This window comes from Pseudomonas sp. Pme6b, from assembly GCF_058129925.1.
In genome coordinates, this window is sequence record NZ_CM176704.1 from 3508151 (window position 1) to 3524543 (window position 16393).

Here is a 16393-nt window from a genome sequence, read left to right on the forward strand (position 1 = left end):
ATTCCCCCATGAAGCGATGCCGCAGGCTCGCTGTTTAATGTTGTCGTATAAAAAATGCTTGCCACTATGCCGTCGCGTGCCTGAACGAAGCTTGAAGAAAGTCGCGCAAATGCAAGGCGCGGAATGCTAGCAGACCTCCGCGCACAAAGCCTGCTGACGTGCAGCCTGACGCAACACAAGCTCCACGCCGCGCGCAGAAGCGCATACAATCGCCGCCCCTGCCCCTCACAACCCTAACCAAGGAGCCGCCATGTCCGGGCTTGAACTCTTCGCTGCCGCCATTGGCGTTATCGCGGTCTGGCTGACAGTGAAGCAGAATCCCTGGTGCTGGCCAATCGGGCTGGTGATGGTGGTGATCTACATCTGGATATTCTTCGACGTGAAGCTGTATTCGGACATGCTGCTGCAGGTCATCTATGCAGGCTTGCAGATCTACGGCTGGCTGCAGTGGACTCGCCATGGCGACGGCCTGCCGGTCAAGGCTGTCACTGTGCTGCCGAGCCATTCAGTGCTTAAAGGGCTGGCTGTCGGCGCAGTCATCAGCCTCGCGCTGGGCGCTGGCATGGCGCATTTCACCGACGCCGCACAGCCATGGCTTGACGCAGCTCTCACGGGCTTAAGCCTGGTGGCACAAGTGTGGATGGCACACAAACGCGTTCAGTGCTGGCCGCTATGGATTGTGCTGGATGTGATTTTTGTCGGCCTGTTCATCTACAAAGAGCTGTACCTGACCGCTGCACTCTATGCGCTGTTTACCCTGCTGGCCGTACAGGGCTGGCGCGAGTGGCGTAACGATCTGGCGCTGGCGCGATGAAAGTCCTGGTCCTGACCGGGCCTGAGTCCAGCGGCAAGAGCTGGCTGTCGGCCGAAATACAGGATCGGTTCGGCGGCGTGCTGGTCGGCGAATACGTACGTCATTTCATCGATCAACAGGGGCGCGATACCCACTACGCCGACATCCCGGCCATTGCTCGCGGCCAGCTGGACTGGGAGGATACTGCCCGCGCCAGCGAGCCGCACTTGCTGATACTCGACACACACTTGCTGAGCAATGTGCTCTGGAGCCGAACCCTGTTCGGCGACTGTCCGGCGTGGATCGAACAGCAACTGCTGAGCCGCTCCTACGACCTGCACCTGCTGCTTTCACCTGAGGGCGTGGACTGGATCAGCGACGGGCAACGCTGCCAGCCGCAGTTATGCGAACGCCAGGCCTTCTTCGACAGCAGCCGGGAATGGCTGGACCACCATCGGCAGGCCTATAAAGTGCTGGGCGGTGACTGGCCGCAGCGCCGCGAGCAGGCGATGACGGCTGTCGCGCAGTTGCTGGGAGCTCAGCGAATCTGATGCTTGTGTAACAGCCGATAGAAGGTCGGTCGCGATATGCCCAGAACTCTGGCCGCCACACTCAGATTGTCACTGTGGCGGGTCAATACGTCGCACAATGCCTGACGCTCGGCACGCGATTTATATTCCTCCAGCGTGCCCATGCTGCCAGCACTGTCTTCTTCGCCCAGCAAGCCCAGGTTTGCCGCTTCTATCTGCCGGCCTTCGGCCAGCACCAGCCCGCGCCGTACCCGACCGGCCAGCTCTCGCACATTGCCCGGCCAGTCGTGCTTGCCCAACGCCACCAGCGCATCCTGACTGAAACTGCGTGCTCGCCTGCCGCTGTCCTGACTGTACAAATGGGCGAAATGGTTGGCCAGCAACGCCAGATCGCCATGACGCTCGCGCAACGGCGCCACCCCGACCTGCAGCACGTTGAGCTGGTAATACAGGTCTTCACGAAAGCGCTTTTTCCGCACAGCCGTTTCAAGATCCTCACGGGTCGCGGCCAGCACCCGCACATCCACTGCAATCGACTCACCGCCGCCCAGGCGCTCGATTTGCCGGTCTTCCAGAAAGCGCAACAGCGACGCCTGGGTTTCCAGCGGCAGATCACCGACCTCGTCAAGCAGCAGCGTGCCGCCGTCAGCAGCTTCAAGCAGCCCGATCCTGTGCGCCTGAGCACCATCAAACGCATCATCCTCATGACCGAACAGCTCGGCCTGGATCGAATGCCCGGTGAACGCACCGCAATCCACGACGACAAAGGGCTTGCCGCGTCGCTGAGACTGTACATGCAGGCTGCGTGCGATCAGCTCTTTGCCCGTACCTCGCTCGCCCCGAATCAATACCGGTGAATCGATAGGTGCCAGCCGGCTCAACAACTTGCGCAGCTCACGAATGGGCCGACTGTCGCCCAGCAGCTCGGGCTCGGCCTCGGAAAGCGCCAGCCCGCCTTGCGCTTCGGGGCGGCCAGCCGCGAACGCTTTGTCCAGCGTGCCATGCAACCGCGCTGCATCGAAAGGAAGGGCGTGAAAATCGAAAAACCACTGGCAAACGAAATCGCCTATTTTTTCGCGTTGCAGATCGTTGGCTGACAGCACTGCAACCCAGCGCATGTTGCTATGGGCGACAAGCTCTTGAAGCCTGGGCAATTGTTCGAAATGACCGGACGTCAGGCGAATCAGGCCCACGTCATGATCGGGATTGAAGGTAGAACCTGAGGTGCTTTCCTGCACCGTCCATCCGGCATCACTCAAAGCAGGGATCAGAGGATGACAGTCGTCACCGCCGTCGATGATTAGCAGACGTCGCGTTGGGGCCGATCCATGCATGAAGTTTCCTTGGTGCCCGACGTGGAGTGGGATTTTTAAAAGCTTTTCATAAACAGCATGTTGGCGAGCCCAACTATCACCCTAGCAACTTTTTGACGCAGCGTTGTACCGTTTGGGTCTAACGCTCATAACCCTCTGTCACTAACGCCGTCGCTGCTGAAGGATGTTTATTTGCAAGGTCACGCGGGCGACCCTTGAAAAAAATTCGCATATTTTTCGTTGAAGGGTGTGACTCATGCCCCCTTGTCGTTCATCAACACAAGTAACCAGCCGGACGGTCAGCCCGCCGCCGTGACTGAATTGATATGGGCACTTGAGGAAAAAACCATGAACGTCCCACTGCGCTTCAACGATGCACTTCTGATCGCTGGACACGCTTTTGAACCCTTCCAGTGTGTTGCCTGGGCACCACAGGATGGTAACGGCGAACTGAGCCTGACGGTGATCGACCGCACCAGCAACCGTATCGGTCGCAAGCAGATCCCGAGCAGCACCTATTCAGACAAGCGGCAACTGGCCAGCGCTCTGGAACAGGCGCGTGAAGAAATCAGCAACGAAGGCTACGACCTTGAGCCTTGGACCATGCCAGCCTGACGCAGGTTTGAGCGTTGCCCGTGCACTGCAACTGACTGTCGTGCCAATGCTTCAGCGCATTGGCACGCAGTTTCAGAACTGCCAGACCTGATAGCTCAAACCGGTTTCAGCTCATCAATGTGCTGATAATCAGCCCCCAGGCTGGACGCCAGTTCCCGCGCCCTGCCCAAGCGGATCGGGCCTTTCTCGATATCGATCAACACACTCGCGCAATTGAATGCAGGCAGGACGGGTAACTGCTTGATCCTGCCATCGGTCAGCACCAGAACCCGCTGCTGCTCGGCCGGATAGCGTTTTTGCCGCTTTGCCAGCCATTCACCGGCCTGCTGGAGCGCTGCAGACAGTGGCGTGCCGCCGCCCGCACCCAGTGCATCCAGCCATGGACTCAATGCCGAGGACGCTTTCAGGCCCTGATGTTGCCAGCGTGGCGTGTCACCGCTGGCGGTCAGCAAGGCAAGACGCGCGCGGCGTCGATACGCATCGTCGAACAATTGCGACAACAGCCCCTTCGCCTGGCTCAACGCCTGATGGCGTCGTGTAGAAGCTGAAGCATCGACAATCACCAGCAATAACTCACTGGGACGGCTGCTGCGCGGCTGGCGAATCAGGTCCTTGCGGCTTTTCGGCCGACCGCGCAACAGTGTGGACAACCATTGCACCGGGCCATCAGCACCGGCACGCATGGCCCCTTGTCTGCCAGTGGCCAGTCGACCAGGACGGGGAACGGCATCCGCCCCCTGCGCGATACGAGGGCGGATGCCTAAGGCTTTTTTGGCCAGCTCGGCACTTCGCGGCGTGCGCCGGTAGTGACGGCCTGGGCGGGCAGCTCGCCCCAGTTGCCCTGCCCGCTTTCAGGGTCGGCCTGCCTGCTGGACGATCCGGGCGGCGGCGCTTCCGGGTTTTGTGGTGGCGGGGCCGGCTCGCGCCGCCGATGACGCAAGGCAAACTCGGCGACCGCTTCGATGTCCTGTTCTTCAATTCGACCGGCACCACGCCATGCAGCATGGGCGCGCGCGGCGCGCAGCCAGACCAGATCGGCGCGCATACCGTCGACACCTGCAGCAAAGCATCGCTCGGTGATCATTGCCAATGAATGGTCATCCAGCTCGATACCTGCCAGCAGCTGACGCGCCTGCTCACAACGAAGCTTCAAGGCGTCCTGCTGCGCTTGCCATTGCTGGCAAAACATTACCGGATCGCTGTCGAAATCCAGACGGCGACGGATGATCTGACTGCGCTCGGCAGGCTGGGTCTGGCCACTCAATGCGACGTTCAAGCCAAAGCGATCCAGCAACTGCGGGCGCAATTCGCCTTCTTCCGGGTTCATGGTGCCTATCAGTACGAAGCGCGCTGCATGGCGATGGGAAATACCATCCCGCTCGACCATATTGACGCCGCTGGCAGCAACGTCCAGCAACAGGTCGACCAGATGGTCGGCGAGCAGATTGACCTCATCGACATACAGCACACCGCCGTCGGCCTTGGCGAGTACACCCGGGGAAAATTGTGCACGACCCTCGGCCAGCGCGGCGTCCAGATCCAGCGTGCCGACCAGACGCTCTTCAGTAGCACCCAGCGGCAAGGTGACGAACTGACCACTGGCCAGCACATCGGCCAACCCCCGCGCCAGCGTCGACTTGGCCATGCCCCGAGGCCCTTCGATCAATACGCCGCCGATGCGCGGGTCAATGGCGGTCAGGCACAACGCCAGCTTCAGGTCATCGGCACCGACCACAGCGGCCAGCGGAAAATGTGGAGTTTCGGTGATGTTCGGGTCAGGCAAGGTCATCAGTTCTCTTCTATGTCCAGGAGCAGGTCTTCCAGCGCCTGCTGATACTCGCCCGGCTCCTGCCAGAGGCCGCGCTGCTGGGCTTCGAGCATGCGCTCGGTCATGTCGCGCAAGGCATCGGGATTGTGCTCGGCGAGGAAATCGCGCGTGGCCGGGTCAAGCAGATAGGCGTCGGCCAGCAGCGCGTACTGGTGATCATCGATCAGCTCGGTCGTCGCATCGAAGGCGAACAGGAAATCCACCGTGGCGGCCATCTCGAACGCGCCTTTGTAGCCATGACGTCTGGCCCCGTCGATCCATTTCGGATTCGCTGCGCGCGAGCGTATCACCCGGTTCAGCTCTTCCTTCAGGGTGCGGATTTTCGGCAGGTCCGGCTGGCTGTGATCGCCATGGTAACTGGCGGTCTTCTGCCCGCTGAGGGTTTCCGAAGCCGCCAGCATGCCGCCTTGAAACTGGTAATAATCGTTTGAATCAAGCAGGTCGTGTTCGCGATTGTCCTGATTCTGCAGCACGGCCTGTACCTGAGACAGACGCTGGGCAAAGCGCTTACGCGCAGGCGTACCTTCATCGGCAGCGCCATAGGCGTAGCCGCCCCAGTTCAGGTAAACCTCGGCAAGGTCCTCACGGCTCTGCCACAGACGGCCGTCGATCGCGCCCTGCACGCCAGCGCCATAGGCACCGGGCTTGGCACCGAAGATCCGCCAGCCCGCCTGACGTGCCGCTTCGTCTTCGGTCAACCCTTCTGCGATAAAACCTTGGCGTTCTTCTCGCACCCTGGCCGCCAGCGGGTTCAGGTCGTCCGGCTCGTCCAGCGCGGCAACTGCCTGCACCGCAGCGTCGAACAGCTTGATAAGGTTGGCGAAGGCATCACGGAAAAAGCCGGACACCCGCAATGTCACGTCCACTCGCGGACGGTCCAGCAGGCTGACCGGCAGAATCTCGAAATCATCGACCCGCTGGCTGCCCGTCGCCCAGACCGGGCGTACGCCCATCAGCGCCATCGCCTGAGCGATATCGTCACCACCGGTGCGCATGGTCGCAGTGCCCCAGACTGACAGCCCCAACTGACGCAGGTGGTCGCCATGGTCCTGAAGATGCCTTTCCAGCAACAGGCTGGCGGACTGGAAACCGATACGCCACGCTGTGGTGGTCGGCAGATTGCGGACATCTACGGTAAAGAAGTTGCGCCCCGTGGGCAGCACATCCAGACGCCCCCGACTCGGCGCGCCGCTGGGGCTTGCCGGAACGAAGCGGCCGCTCAGTGCATCTAGCATGCCCTGCATTTCGCCGGGGCCGCAGGCGTCCAGACGCGGCGCGACCACTTCACGCAGGCTGTCGAGGATCAGTGCCAGATCATCGTCGACCGGCAGGTCATGAAGCGCTTCGCCTTGGGTCACGCGTTCGATGAGGGCAGCGGCGTAAAGCTCAAGCCGTTCACGCGCATCACCGGCAGTGCGCCACGGGTCACTGCTGACCGCCAGCAACGCAGCGGGACGCGCGCCGGTCCAGGGCTCGGCCAGTTCGCAATCCAGCGGGTCAAAATCCAGACCGAACGCTTTGCTCAACGCCCGTAACAGACTCGACTGCGCGCCGCGCCCGTCGCCGCGCGGGATGCGCAGCAGGGCCAGCAAGGTGTCGGTGCGCAGGCGGCCTTGCGGCGACTGACCGAAGATGTGCAGGCCATCGCGAATCTGCGACTCTTTCAGGTCACACAGGTAAGTGTCCAGACGCGGCAGCCACAGCGCCGCATCGGCGTCGCTGTCGAGGTTCTCGCCCAGAGCCAGCTCGCGATCTATATGGGTTTCACGGACCAGTTCGAGAATATCCCGTTGCAGCTCGCGCGCGCGGCGCGGATCCAGCAGTTGCGCCTCATAGAACTCGTCGGCGAGCAGTTCCAGATTGCGCAGCGGGCCATAGGTTTCCGCACGGGTCAGGGGCGGCATCAAGTGATCGATGATCACCGCCTGAGTGCGCCGTTTGGCCTGTGCGCCCTCGCCCGGATCATTGACGATAAATGGATAGATGTTCGGCATCGCGCCCAGTACGGCGTCCGGCCAGCAGGTTCGGGACAGGCCGACGCCCTTGCCCGGCAGCCACTCAAGGTTGCCGTGTTTGCCGACATGCACCACGGCATGAGCGCCGTACGCCTTGCGCAGCCAGAAGTAAAACGCCAGATAACCGTGGGGCGGAACCAGATCCGGGTCGTGGTACACCGAGCTGGGGTCGACCTGATAGCCACGCGCAGGCTGAATGCCAACGAAGGTCAGGCCAAAGCGCAGCCCGGCAATCATCATTCTGCCACTGCGAAACATCGGATCGCTGTCCGGCGCGCCCCAGCGGGCATTCACGGCATCACGGTTTTCCTGCGGCAGCTCGTTGAACGCCGCCAGGTATTCCTCCAGTGCCATGCTTTGCTGGCAGGGCCGCAGGTCAATGCTGTCCAGATCATTGGTCACGCCACCCAGCAATTGCTGGATAAGCTCGGTGCCGCTGTCCGGCAACTGTGCCAGCGGATAACCCTCGGCCTGCATGGCGCGCAGGATGTTCAGCGCCGCAGCAGGCGTGTCGAGCCCCACACCATTGCCGATGCGCCCGTCGCGGGTCGGATAGTTGGCCAGGATCAACGCCACACGCTTGTCGCCGTTGGGCAGCCGCGCCAGTTCGATCCAGCGCCGCGCCAGTTGCGCGACAAAATCCATCCTGTCCGGCTGGGCGCGGTAACACACCACGTCCGACTGGCTGCGCTCGCTACGCCAGGCCAGGTCCTTGAAACTGATCGGTCGACTGATGATCCGCCCGTCCAGCTCCGGCAAGGCAATGTGCATCGCCAGATCGCGCGCACCAAGGCCCTGTTCGCTGGCCTGCCAGGCAGGTTCGTTGTCCTGCGCGCAGATCGCCTGAATGACCGGCACGTTGCGCCGAAACGGGCGCAGATGCGGCGCTTCCGGGCTCGACTGGGCAAAGCCTGTGGTGTTGAGGATCAGCTCGGTTTCGGCCTCGTCCAGCCAGTTCTCCACCTGAGTGAAACAGCCGGGCTCCTTGAGGCTGGCCACGGCTATGGGTAGCGGGTTGATGCCGTGCGCCTGCAAGCGCGCACAGAACTCGTCGATAAAACCGGTATTGGCGGCCTGCAAGTGCGAGCGGTAGAACAGCAGCGCCACGACGGGCTGTCCTGCAACCCAGTCGGCTTGCCAATCGGTGAGCTGCGCACTTGCCAGTCGAGGGTGGTAAATGGCTGTGCGTGGCAACGGTTGGGGCTCGGTCCAGGAATAGTCCCGGTCCAGCCAGCGGCTGGCCATGCAACTATACATTTCCAGCGCATTCTGCAAGCCGCCCTGACGCAGAAACTGCCAGAGCCGGTCGCGTTCTGCGGCAGGCACCGTGCTCAGGTCGCTCAGCTCAGGATCGGGACGATCATCACCTGGCACCAGAATGACCTGAACCCCGCGTGCCGCCAGCTCCATCAGCCGCTCGACGCCGTAACGCCAGTAACCGATGCCACCGTGCAGGGAAATCAGAATGACCTTTGCGTGGCGCAGCACCTCATCGACGTACAAGTCGACAGAGGCGTGATTCTGTACCTGCATGGGGTTGGCCAGACGCAGGCTCGGGTAGTCGTCAGGAAGCTGGCGTGCAGCTTCGGCCAGCAGCGCCAGGCTGGAGTCTCCGCTACAGAGAATCACCAGCTCGGCCGGGGTCTGGCCCAGATCGGCAATGCTGTCGTCGGGTACGAAACCGCCGGGCTGGGTTCTCAGTAAATGCATGGGGTCAGCCGACAACTGCAGCGTTGAGCTGCGCTTGCAGGGCCACGGCATCCAGCTCCTGACCAATCAGCACCAGATGCGTGGCACGCTCTTCGTCGGCGCGCCAGGCGCGGTCGAAGTGCTTGGCGAAACGCGTACCCACACCCTGGATCAGCAGGCGCATCGGCTTGCCGGGAATGGCCGCGAAGCCCTTCACGCGCAGAATGCCGTGCTGCACGACCAGTTGATTCAGTGCGTCGAGCAACAACTTTTCATCGGCCTGAGGCAATTTCAGGGAAATCGAATCGAAAGCATCGTGATCGTGGTCATCATGATCGTCATTGTCGTGATGATCATGGTGGGTCTTGCGACCATCGATGTGCAGCTCGGACTCGGCGCCAACACCCAGCAGTACGCTGATCGGCAGACGACCGCTGCTGGCTTCAATCACCTTGACGGCTGGCGGCAGTTCTTCGGCAACTTCGGCACGCACCGCTGCCAGACCTTCGGCGTCGATCATGTCGGCCTTGTTGAGGATCACCAGATCGGCGCTGGCCAGTTGATCAGCGAACAGCTCGTGCAGAGGCGACTCATGGTCCAGATTCGGGTCGAGTTTGCGCTGCGCATCGACCTGATCGGGGAACGCAGCAAACGTACCGGCCAATACCGCAGGGCTGTCGACGACAGTGATCACCGCATCGACCGTGCAGGCGTTGCGAATTTCCGGCCACTGAAAAGCCTGAACCAGCGGCTTGGGCAATGCCAGCCCCGAGGTTTCGATCAGGATGTGGTCCAGATCGCCACGGCGAGCGACCAGCTCGCGCATGACCGGGAAGAACTCTTCCTGCACCGTGCAGCACAGGCAGCCGTTGGCCAGCTCATATACCCGGCCGTTGGCCTCTTCTTCGGTGCAACCGATGGTGCACTGCTTAAGGATTTCTCCGTCGATGCCCAGTTCACCGAATTCATTGACGATGACCGCGATGCGCCGCCCTTCGGCGTTATCGAGCATGTGCCGCAGCAGGGTGGTTTTGCCCGAGCCGAGGAAGCCGGTGACGATGGTGACGGGAAGCTTGGCCAGTGTTTTCATCAGGTGCCCTTTGGCAATGCGGCGGGCAAACAGGACGAGAACCGCATGCCTGGCACACGGATCGGATCGCCACCGGATCACCCCGCCCGGTTGTAGTGAGAATTCGCAGGCCTTTTGGTCAGCCCGGTTCGAGGCAGGTCTCCTGGCTCACGGCGGCATGTGGCAGGCAATCAAGACCGTGCCGACACGCATTCATCGCGCCTTCCCGCCGTAGCAGTGGCTGTGCAATGAACCTCACCGTTTACAGTTGCGGGGGCAGCTGCGGCGTGTACCGCATTCCCGTCTTAGCTCCATGTGTAACGCTTTACGCATGGAGAACCTCGAACCGGCAAGGCTACGCAGTGACCGCAGACAGGTCAATCGTTCAGATTGACGATTCCCCGCCGCCCATGCTCTCCTGTACGCCTTGTTTCGGGTGCCCCTCACGGGGTGAAACGGGAAACCGGTGCGCTCACGCTGTCGAGCAAGTCCGGTGCTGCCCCCGCAACGGTAAGCGAGAGAAGGTCTTATCCACTGTGCCACGGCATGGGAAGGTGACCTTGCAGGCCTTGAACGCGCGACGTTTGAGCCCCTCGCGAGCCCGGAGACCGGCCCGACATCGTTGAATGACAAACCCGCGGTGGGCGGGCGCAGTTGAAACCTTCGGCGTCTGCCGGCAGGTTCCTTTGCGCGTGGCCCGCTTGCCAATCACCAAGAGGGATCGCCATGTCGACCATCAGCAGCAGCCACGCCGCCACTACCAGCTCCACACGCACTCAACGCCTGACAGCCGCCATCAGCGCTGCGCTGCTGGGTGCATGTCTGGTGTACTTCGCCGGTTTCTCGCACATCGCGGCCGTACACAACGCCGCACACGATACACGTCACAGCGCTGCCTTTCCTTGCCATTAAGGACTCCACAATGTTCAAGCGAATCGCACAAACTGCCGGGTTCACGGGCCTGCTTGCGGCCCTGCTGCTGACCGTGCTGCAAAGCTTCTGGGTGGTGCCACTGATCCAGCAGGCCGAAACTTACGAAAACGCATCTGCCGAACAGGTCCATGAGCATGCTGACGGCGCGACTGCCGAACACAGTCATGCGCATGAAGAAGCTGCCTGGGAACCTGAAAACGGCTGGCAGCGCGTGCTGTCCACCACGGGCGGCAACCTGGTGGTCGCAGTAGGCTTCGCCCTGATGCTTGCCGGGCTTTACACCCTGCGTGCGCCGGGCCGCACGGTGCAAGGCGTATGGTGGGGGCTGGCCGGTTTCGCGGTTTTTGTGCTGGCACCCACGCTTGGCCTGCCACCTGAATTGCCCGGCACAGCTGCCGCCGAACTGAGTCAGCGTCAGGCCTGGTGGATAGGTACGGCCGCATCGACTGCCGCCGGGCTGGCCTTGCTGGTATTTGGTCAGAACTGGCTGCTAAAAGTGCTGGGCGTGGCGATTCTGGTCGTTCCTCACGTGATCGGCGCACCACAGCCGCTGGTCCATCAGAGCATGGCACCCAAAGCTCTGGAATCGCAATTCATGATCGCCTCGCTATTGACCAACGCGTTGTTCTGGGTCGCGATGGGGCTGATCAGTGCCTGGCTGTTCCGCAGAAACGATGCCGACCTGCATCAGGCCTGATTCACCGACCGTTCAGCCCGGCGCGTCACTGGTGGCCGGGCTGGGTTGTCGGCGCGGTTGCTCCGCAGCGACGTTGCGCGAGCTGATCGAGAACAGCCTTCGCGTGATCGACCTGGAGATTGCCAGCGTCACTGCGCTGGCATGTATCGACCTGAAAGACCAGGAACCGGGCCTGCTTGAACTGGCCGCGCAACTGGCAGTGCCGCTGGTGTTCTTCAACGCAGCGCAATTGGTTGCGTGGGAGCTGCACCTCACCCATCGTTCTGCGCAGGTCTTCCAGACCACGGGCTGTCACGGTGTCGCCGAAGGTTCGGCACTGGCGCTGGCCGCGCAACTGGGAGACGGCACCGCCACCCTGCTGATCGAACGGCAAAAAAGCGCCAACGCCACATTTGCCTTGGCAATCAGCCCTGCACACAGCGGATAATCTCCCCGCGCTCATCCACTCCGGAGAATTCATTGACTGTCTATTTCATCGGTGCCGGCCCTGGCGATCCCGAGCTGATCACCGTCAAGGGGCAACGCCTGATTCGCACATGCCCAGTCATTATCTATGCAGGCTCACTGATGCCGCTCGCCGTGCTGGAGGGCCATCAGGCCGTGCAGGTGACCAACAGCGCCGAGCTGCATCTGGAGCAGATCATTGAGCTGATAAAGACCGCGCATGCGCAGGGCCAGGACGTTGCTCGTGTGCATTCCGGCGACCCGAGCCTGTATGGCGCCATCGGCGAGCAGATCCGCCATCTGCGGGAACTGGGTATTCCATTCGAAATCATTCCCGGCGTCACCGCGACCGCTGCCTGCGCTGCGCTGCTGGGCGTCGAGCTGACCCTGCCGGATGTGTCGCAAAGCGTGATTCTGACTCGCTATGCCGACAAGACCTCAATGCCCAGCGGCGAGGAGCTGGCCAGTCTGGCCAGTCACCGGGCAACCATGGCGATTCATCTGGGTGTAAACAACCTGCAGCGGATTGTCGACGAGCTTGTTCCACATTACGGAGCCGATTGCCCGATTGCCGTGGTGCACCGCGCCAGTTGGCCGGATCAGGACTGGGCAGTTGGCACACTGGCGGACATTCACGACAAAGTGCAGGCCAAAGGCTTTCGTCGCACTGCATTGATTCTGGTCGGACGTGTGCTTGCCGACGACACGTTCAGCGACTCCTCGCTGTACCGCGCCGGGCATGCACACCTGTTCAGACCGAGCTGATATTGGCGAAGGCGGTACTCCCGGCGCTGAACACAGCGGATCACCCCCGGTCGCTGCGACCAGTCGATGCGAAGCATCTCCCCGTCAGGCAGCCGCCTCGTACAACTTCGGTGCAACCACTTCGCCACTTTCCAGGCTCTTGCGCAGAATGTCGGCCTGCAATGCAGCCGCTTTCATGGCGCTCTCCTTGATATAGCCATAACCACGAATTCGCTCCGGCAGACGTGCCAGGTTCAAGGCGGTATGGCGATTCTGTGCTTGCAGGTGCTGAAGAATCAGTTCGATGTCACGCACGTAACCGTCAATCAGCTCCCTCTCCTGTTTGCGCTCAAGGCTGTGGCCGAAAGGATCAAGCGCTGTGCCACGGAGGAATTTGAATTTCGCCAATACATTGAAGGCGCGCAGCATCCAGGGGCCGAAACTGCGTTTGCGCGGCAGGCCGTTGTGCGGATCGCGTTTTGCCAACCATGACGGGGCCAAGTGGAATTCCAGCCGATAATCGCCTTCAAACTGCGCTTCCAGCTGGCGGGTAAACTCGCCGTTGCTGTACAGCCGTGCCACTTCGTATTCATCCTTATAGGCCAGCAATTTGAAATAGTTGAACGCAACCGCTTCAGAGAGCATCGGCTGCTGACCGGGAAACACGCGTGATTCGGTATCGCGCACACGTTGCAGCAACTCCACATAGCGCTTGGCATAGGCGCCGTTCTGATACGCCTTCAAGGTTTCGACATTGCTCTGAATACGCTGATCAAGGTCCATTGGCTGCTGCGGCTCGCTGACCTTCTGCTGCGGATTGACGAAGGCTTCGACCGCCGCAGGATCATGGGCGGTACGACGGCCCCAGAGAAACGCCTGCTGATTGAGATTGACCGCCACCCCGTTGAGTTCGATCGCCTTTTCGATGGCCGCCGAGGTCAGCGGAATCAGGCCCAGCTGAAACGCGTAACCGAGCATGAACAGGTTGCTGGCGATGCTGTCGCCCATCAGCCGGGTGGCCAGCGATGTGGCTTCGACGAAGTGGGTCTTCGCAGCGCCGACCGACTCGATGATAGTCTGCTTCATGGCCTCGGCCGGAAACACGGCATCCGGGTTGCGCGTAAACTCGGCAGTCGGCGTTTGCTGGCTGTTGACCACCGCGTGGGAAATCTTGCTGTCGAGCTTGGCAATCGCATCCGGCCCGGCCGCTACCAGCAGGTCACACCCCAGCAACAGATGCGCCTCCCCAGCCGCGATACGCACCGCGAACAAATCCTGCTGACGCGCTGCAATACGGATGTGGCTGACCACCGGGCCGAATTTCTGTGCCAACCCGGCCTGATCGAGCACGCTGCAACCCTTGCCTTCCAGATTCGCGGCATAACCCAGCATCGCACCGACGGTGGTTACGCCTGTTCCGCCAACCCCCGGCAACAAAATATTGAACGGTCGCTCCAGCGACGGCAGTACAGGTTCGGGCAAGCGAGCGAACGCCTCGACTTGCTTGGGCAATGCCGGCTTACGCAGCTTGCCGCCATGCACGGTGACGAAGCTTGGGCAGAAACCTTCTACGCAGCTGAAATCCTTGTTACAAGCGTTCTGATCGATTTCGCGCTTGCGGCCCTGAGCCGTTTCCTTGGGCAGCACAGACAGGCAACCGGATTTAACCCCACAGTCGCCGCAGCCTTCACATACAGCCGGATTGATCAACGCACGCTTTTCCAGATCCGGCATGGTGCCGCGTTTGCGACGGCGGCGCTTTTCAGTCGCGCAGGTCTGATCGTAGATGATCACCGATACGCCTTTGAACTCACGCAGCTCGCGCTGCACGCTGTCCAGATCACGCCGATGATGAAAGGTAGTAATCGGCGCGAAATTCTGTCGACTCGGGTACTTGTCCGGCTCGTCGGAGACCAGCGCAATACGCTGCACGCCCTCGTTGAACACCTGGCGGCTCAGTTGATCGACGCGCAGTATTCCGTCGATTGGCTGGCCACCGGTCATGGCAACAGCATCGTTGTAGAGGATCTTGTAGGTGATATTGACCTTGGAGGCCACGGCTGCACGCAGCGCCAGATGCCCGGAATGAAAGTACGTGCCGTCGCCCAGATTCTGGAAGACGTGAGGTGTTTCGGTGAACGGTGCCTGACCGATCCAGGTCACGCCCTCGCCGCCCATCTGGGTGAAGGTATCGGTTTCCCGATCCATCCAGATGGTCATGTAATGGCAACCGATCCCGGCCAGGGCGCGACTGCCTTCCGGCACACGCGTCGACGTGTTGTGCGGGCAGCCGGAACAGAAATGCGGAGTGCGCTGGGTGTTGAACAGCGGAGCCTGAAGCGCCTGCTCCTTGTCGCTGAGAAACTGTAGACGTGCCTCGATCTGCGGGCTGCTGTAGAACGGAGCAAGACGCTTGGCGATGACCCTGGCGATCATCGCCGGGGTCAGTTCGCTGAGGTTCGGCAGCAGTGAACGGCCCTGTTCATCGAACTCACCGACCACCACCGGGCGGCGGTCCACGGGCCAGTTGTAAAGCTGCCCGGTCAGTTGATCTTCGATGACACTGCGTTTTTCCTCGACCACCAGAATTTCGTCCAGCCCTTCGGCAAAGTCGTGCACCGAGACCGGTTCCAGCGGCCAGCTCATGCCGACCTTGAGCACGCGAATCCCGACCCGGTCGCACAGCTCCTGATCGATACCCAGCTCTTCAAGCGCCTGACGCACATCCAGATAGGACTTGCCGGTAGTAATGATGCCCAGCCTGGGCTGCGCAGAATCGATAACCACCTTGTTGAGCTGATTGGCACGCGCGAAGGCCCTGGCCGCGTAGATCTTGTAGGTGTTGAGCCGCGCTTCCTGGGCCAGCGGCGGATCCGGCCAGCGGATGTGCAAACCGCCTTCCGGCAGTGCGAAATCTTCCGGAATGCGCGTTTTGACCCGCAACGGGTCAACCTCGACCACGGCTGAAGAATCCACGTTCTCGGCAATGGTCTTCATCGCCACCCAGCAACCGCTGTAACGCGACAATTCCCAGCCGATGATGCCGTAGTCGAGAATTTCCTGAACATTGCTGGGGTTGAGTACCGGGATCATCGAAGCGATAAACGCATGTTCGCTCTGATGGGCAATGGTCGATGATTTGCAGCCGTGGTCATCGCCCGCAAGAATCAGCACACCGCCATTGGCTGCAACGCCTGCCGAGTTGCCGTGCTTGAAGACATCCCCGCAACGGTCCACGCCCGGGCCTTTGCCGTACCAGAGGGCAAACACGCCATCGTATTTGCCGTGGGGGAACAGGTTGACCTGCTGACTGCCCCAGACGGCCGTAGCCGCCAGTTCTTCGTTGATGCCCGGCTGAAAATGGATGGCGTTTTGTTGCAGGTAGTCTTTGGCGTCCCAAAGGCTTTTGTCCAGATTGCCCAACGGCGAGCCGCGATAGCCGGAAATAAAACCGGCGGTATTCAGGCCCTGCGCTTCATCACGTTGTTTTTGCAGCATCGGCAGGCGAGTCAGGGCCTGTGTGCCGGTCAGGTACAGATTACCGGTGGCAAGCCGGTATTTATCATCCAGACGAATATCAGCCAGAGACATGCGGATACCTCTCTTGTTCTTGTCTTGTTCTTATAGGTGTCAGGCTTTTGCGCAGGGACGGTCCAACCCGGCAGCCTTGCCATTAGACTGCCAGCAGCAAAGAGGCTTTTTCTTTCTAAATGCGTGCAAATC

Annotated in this window: 13 protein-coding genes and 2 riboswitches; of the genes, 7 read left to right on the forward strand and 6 right to left on the reverse strand. The window is 61.1% G+C overall.

Annotated elements, in window-relative coordinates; translation table 11 throughout:
- Positions 1–250: 250 nt before the first annotated feature.
- Both pnuC and AC4ANE_RS15830 read left to right on the forward strand, forming a co-directional pair.
- Complete coding sequence (gene pnuC / locus AC4ANE_RS15825) at positions 251–814, forward strand: nicotinamide riboside transporter PnuC (RefSeq protein WP_002553265.1); 564 nt, start codon at positions 251–253, stop codon at positions 812–814.
- Entirely contained in the window at positions 811–1344 is a 534-nt protein-coding gene (locus AC4ANE_RS15830; protein WP_002553264.1) for an AAA family ATPase, read from the forward strand. The genes pnuC and AC4ANE_RS15830 overlap by 4 nt, the downstream gene beginning before the upstream one ends.
- Here the strand turns inward: AC4ANE_RS15830 and AC4ANE_RS15835 are convergent.
- Entirely contained in the window at positions 1332–2657 is a 1326-nt protein-coding gene (locus tag AC4ANE_RS15835) for a sigma-54 dependent transcriptional regulator (RefSeq protein WP_002553263.1), read from the reverse strand. The two genes, AC4ANE_RS15830 and AC4ANE_RS15835, sit on opposite strands and share 13 nt — an antisense overlap.
- Positions 2658–2984: 327 nt before the next feature.
- Here AC4ANE_RS15835 and AC4ANE_RS15840 point away from each other — a divergent pair, with 327 nt between their 5' ends.
- Entirely contained in the window at positions 2985–3251 is a 267-nt protein-coding gene (locus tag AC4ANE_RS15840; protein WP_002553262.1) for a hypothetical protein, read from the forward strand.
- A 95-nt stretch (positions 3252–3346) separates the two neighbouring features.
- On the opposite strand, the gene AC4ANE_RS15845 is transcribed toward AC4ANE_RS15840, so the two are convergent.
- From AC4ANE_RS15845 to cobW, 4 genes are all read right to left on the reverse strand, one after another.
- Positions 3347–3934 (reverse strand): vWA domain-containing protein, encoded by a 588-nt coding sequence (locus AC4ANE_RS15845; RefSeq protein ID WP_002553261.1) that lies wholly within the window; start codon positions 3932–3934, stop codon positions 3347–3349.
- A gap of 77 nt (positions 3935–4011) precedes the next feature.
- Complete coding sequence (locus tag AC4ANE_RS15850) at positions 4012–5040, reverse strand: magnesium chelatase ATPase subunit I (protein ID WP_031594740.1); 1029 nt, start codon at positions 5038–5040, stop codon at positions 4012–4014.
- Positions 5040–8804 (reverse strand): cobaltochelatase subunit CobN, encoded by a 3765-nt coding sequence (cobN, locus tag AC4ANE_RS15855; RefSeq protein WP_031594741.1) that lies wholly within the window; start codon positions 8802–8804, stop codon positions 5040–5042. Before cobN ends, AC4ANE_RS15850 begins: the two co-directional genes overlap by 1 nt.
- 4 nt (positions 8805–8808) lie before the next feature.
- Positions 8809–9873 (reverse strand): cobalamin biosynthesis protein CobW, encoded by a 1065-nt coding sequence (cobW, locus tag AC4ANE_RS15860; protein ID WP_002553259.1) that lies wholly within the window; start codon positions 9871–9873, stop codon positions 8809–8811.
- Positions 9874–9988: 115 nt separating this feature from the next.
- A riboswitch (cobalamin riboswitch) is annotated at positions 9989–10211 on the reverse strand.
- Positions 10212–10269: 58 nt separating this feature from the next.
- Positions 10270–10483, forward strand: a riboswitch (cobalamin riboswitch).
- Between the two features lie 95 nt (positions 10484–10578).
- On the opposite strand from cobW, the gene AC4ANE_RS15865 reads away from it, so the two are divergent.
- From AC4ANE_RS15865 to cobM, 4 genes are read left to right on the forward strand one after another with little or no spacing between them, the layout of a single operon-like run.
- Complete coding sequence (locus AC4ANE_RS15865) at positions 10579–10764, forward strand: CbtB domain-containing protein (RefSeq protein ID WP_002553258.1); 186 nt, start codon at positions 10579–10581, stop codon at positions 10762–10764.
- 10 nt (positions 10765–10774) lie between these two features.
- Positions 10775–11482 (forward strand): CbtA family protein, encoded by a 708-nt coding sequence (locus tag AC4ANE_RS15870; protein ID WP_002553257.1) that lies wholly within the window; start codon positions 10775–10777, stop codon positions 11480–11482.
- A complete protein-coding gene (locus tag AC4ANE_RS15875) occupies positions 11460–11909 on the forward strand; it encodes a cobalamin biosynthesis protein (RefSeq protein WP_005731779.1) in 450 nt (149 codons plus the stop codon). The genes AC4ANE_RS15870 and AC4ANE_RS15875 overlap by 23 nt, the downstream gene beginning before the upstream one ends.
- 32 nt (positions 11910–11941) lie before the next feature.
- On the forward strand, positions 11942–12691 hold the full coding sequence (gene cobM / locus AC4ANE_RS15880; RefSeq protein ID WP_002553255.1) for a precorrin-4 C(11)-methyltransferase: 750 nt from the start codon (positions 11942–11944) through the stop codon (positions 12689–12691).
- Positions 12692–12775: 84 nt separating this feature from the next.
- Here cobM and AC4ANE_RS15885 read toward each other — a convergent pair whose 3' ends face one another.
- Entirely contained in the window at positions 12776–16261 is a 3486-nt protein-coding gene (locus AC4ANE_RS15885) for an indolepyruvate ferredoxin oxidoreductase family protein (protein ID WP_002553254.1), read from the reverse strand.
- Positions 16262–16393: the final 132 nt, after the last annotated feature.